The sequence below is a fragment of the Aliterella sp. E5.1 genome (assembly GCF_057473825.1).
Genome location: NZ_JBYCCV010000239.1, coordinates 1 through 2,576, shown reverse-complemented (window position 1 = coordinate 2,576; position 2,576 = coordinate 1). Strand labels below are relative to the sequence as shown.

At 41.1% G+C, this 2,576-nt stretch carries 4 protein-coding genes and 2 pseudogenes; 3 read left to right on the top strand and 3 right to left on the bottom strand.

The window, feature by feature from the left end; genetic code table 11:
* Positions 1-117 (top strand): annotated as a pseudogene (locus AC2VE5_RS25690) (IS630 family transposase); the annotation flags it as partial.
* On the opposite strand, the gene AC2VE5_RS25685 reads toward AC2VE5_RS25690, so the two are convergent.
* Entirely contained in the window at positions 82-507 is a 426-nt protein-coding gene (locus AC2VE5_RS25685; RefSeq protein WP_486890410.1) for a hypothetical protein, read from the bottom strand. The pseudogene AC2VE5_RS25690 and the gene AC2VE5_RS25685 overlap by 36 nt on opposite strands.
* A gap of 1,050 nt (positions 508-1,557) precedes the next feature.
* Between AC2VE5_RS25685 and AC2VE5_RS25680 the strand changes: the two genes are divergently transcribed.
* Positions 1,558-1,740, top strand: a complete 183-nt coding sequence (locus AC2VE5_RS25680) for a hypothetical protein (RefSeq protein WP_486890409.1) — start codon at positions 1,558-1,560, stop codon at positions 1,738-1,740.
* A complete protein-coding gene (locus AC2VE5_RS25675) occupies positions 1,733-1,996 on the top strand; it encodes a hypothetical protein (protein ID WP_486890408.1) in 264 nt (87 codons plus the stop codon). Before AC2VE5_RS25680 ends, AC2VE5_RS25675 begins: the two co-directional genes overlap by 8 nt.
* A 193-nt stretch (positions 1,997-2,189) precedes the next feature.
* Here AC2VE5_RS25675 and AC2VE5_RS25670 read toward each other — a convergent pair whose 3' ends face one another.
* Entirely contained in the window at positions 2,190-2,468 is a 279-nt protein-coding gene (locus tag AC2VE5_RS25670) for a hypothetical protein (RefSeq protein WP_486890407.1), read from the bottom strand.
* A 2-nt stretch (positions 2,469-2,470) separates the two neighbouring features.
* Positions 2,471-2,576, bottom strand: a pseudogene (locus AC2VE5_RS25665) (transposase); the annotation flags it as partial.

The following is a 2,576-nucleotide window of genomic DNA, read 5'->3' as shown; positions in this document are numbered from 1 at the left end:
TACCACCTGTGTGATTCCTTTTTTCTTGTCAAACTCCTGTTTGAACTTGTAACTCACGGTCGAACCTTTAACTTCCCAAAGTTATTTGAGTATGCTGTCTTTCCACAACCCACCTAGGATTGCTATAGTTAAGATGCTTGACTTGACTCCTGGCTGCGGACTTGCTACTTGATTGTTTTCCTGACCTAGCGCTTGCAAGAAAGAGATGGCTACCATCTCGTCTCTAGTTATGGCTTCTTCAATCACATCAAGAGCGCGGGACATCAATCTTTTGAGCCTAGCTACCGAACCCTCCCACGCCGCAGCGCGAAGGGCATTTATAGCCACTACGAACTCAGAATCTTGATTGCGCCATTGACCAACAATCTCGCTATCTACACCTATTAAGGCAGCTACTTCTGCATCAGTTTTTCCTATTAATAAAAGCTCCATTGCGTAATGTTGTTTGAGACTAAGACTCGCAGAGGTTGCCTGCGGACAGTCTGGATTATCTTCGGAATCTTTCATTGTTAATTTGAGAGATTTGTTTGCTGTTACATCAAAACCGTTGCCCCCTAAAAGGGCAATTAATCAGTTGCTAATTGTTAGTACCGCAACACAAAGTTAGTAGAGGCTCAAGCCTCCCCTGCAAGGGTTCTGTCACCCAAGTAATTGATTAAATTTAGAGCGTATGTGAACTCAAAAACTACCGCAATCAGCACACAACTAGATAATTAGTGTTTGCTCAATCAAGAAGTTATGATTTTTTAAAAGGCAGCAGTTGTAGCTCTGTTTGTTAGCTACAAATTCATCTTATAGGATCTGATTTACCTGTCAAGCCAAATAACACATCAAATATTAAGAGTTGTAATTTTTGCTGCCAGCGCCCTAGAGCCATCAGGTATATGAATTTTTTTGCTCTCAAACTACTTTTGCAATTGCCCTAGACCTATCCCAAGTTCAGTAACCTTTGAGGGCTAACAAGAGCAGCGAGAATGCTTCTTTTTGGGCTTCAAGCGTTTTCAGTTCTTCCAACTGACTTAAAATTTTGGCAGTAGCATCATCTGGAAGTTATCTTGCTAACCTAGAAGTCTCATAGTCTATGGTCAGCATATTGCAAATATGTTCGTACCCTGTACCTAAACCTGTCAAGAATCTACATTTGGTGCAAACACCCTCTAAAAGATACCCATAACTATCACTGGAGCCAGGAAAATGGAGCTTTTGGTGACAAGCAGGGCAATCGAGTTGGTGAGTCATTAATTAAATATGCACACAAGAAATAACTAAATAAGGCTATAATTCTATAAATATATTCTAAATAACAATTAATATTTATTGTGTTTAGGATTTTAGTAGCTGAATGCAGTAAAAATTAAGCGAAGTAACATTGGAGCAGAGCAATGTAGCAAAACATTTGTACTATCCTAAATATGCACAGTAGCATATAACCACAACCAATAGTTATTATGATTGAAAAATAATCCTGGGCTTAATTTACTTATCCGATCCTCTAATATTCTCTCGCCGACTAATACTATTCAATCCTTTACGAATCAAGTGCCTGGGCTTATATTAATGCCATGGGTTCAAAATCTGCAACCAGCAATTAGAGCTATTGAATACATCGGCGAAGTGCAAGTCAAAATGGAACACCCAAGTGCGAACCCCGTAGCTAAAACAATCGCTATTTGTTTAGCAGCACTTGGGAGCGTTGGGGTAGAGATAGATTTGAAGTTAGGGAGCGATTGCAATGGATGATTATAAAGTAGATGATGAATTTTCATGCCCTAAGTGCAATCGCACGTCTATTTACTGGCGACGCTGCAACCAGTGCGAGGATGGGTACATTGAGTGCGAGGATAATGCCATTAATTACGCATTCGGAGAGAAATTAACGGTTTGTGAAACCTGCTTGGGGCAAGGCATTGAATCGTGGTGTCCTGGCTGTGGTGTAAATGTACAGTCCTTGTTGCTAAGGTCTGGGAGCGAAGTTTCGTCAACCACCCACCACTAATCGGAGTACCGATATAGTGGGGGCTTGAAAGAGCCGAGTTGACCAATGAATAGACTATTGGGCGCTCGATAATACAGTGGGGTAAGGATGGCAGGTAAAGAATTGCTTTTAAGCACTATGACCAACGGCATAATTGACCTAGATTCCCCTACAATTCTGCTTTAGCTGCCTTTAACATCTAGCAACATAGCTCTTAGCGAATTCTTCTGTTTTTTTTCCCTTGCTTTGCCTTTTTTCGTGGAGCAAAAAGCTCTTTCTCAAACTCCCACAACTCTTTATAGGGGCGCTCTAATTCTTCTAGTTCTTCAATGCGCCCTTCAGCCCTTAATTTATCTCTGAGACTAATCAATTTATTCCATTCTCGGCAGGCTTTTCTGGCTCTTTCTCCTGGCACAGCTTTACAGTTAACGCCTCTAAAAGATTTGGGTTCACGAAAATAATGGGTCATTTCCTTATAGAACCCATTTGACATCTCTAAAAGGCGGCAAGTCGCTTAATCATTAACCTGACGAAGCAGAGATTGAGCTTCGTGGTGGCATTGGTCAAGGTGCGCTCAAAGTTCTTAACGAGGATCTTACAT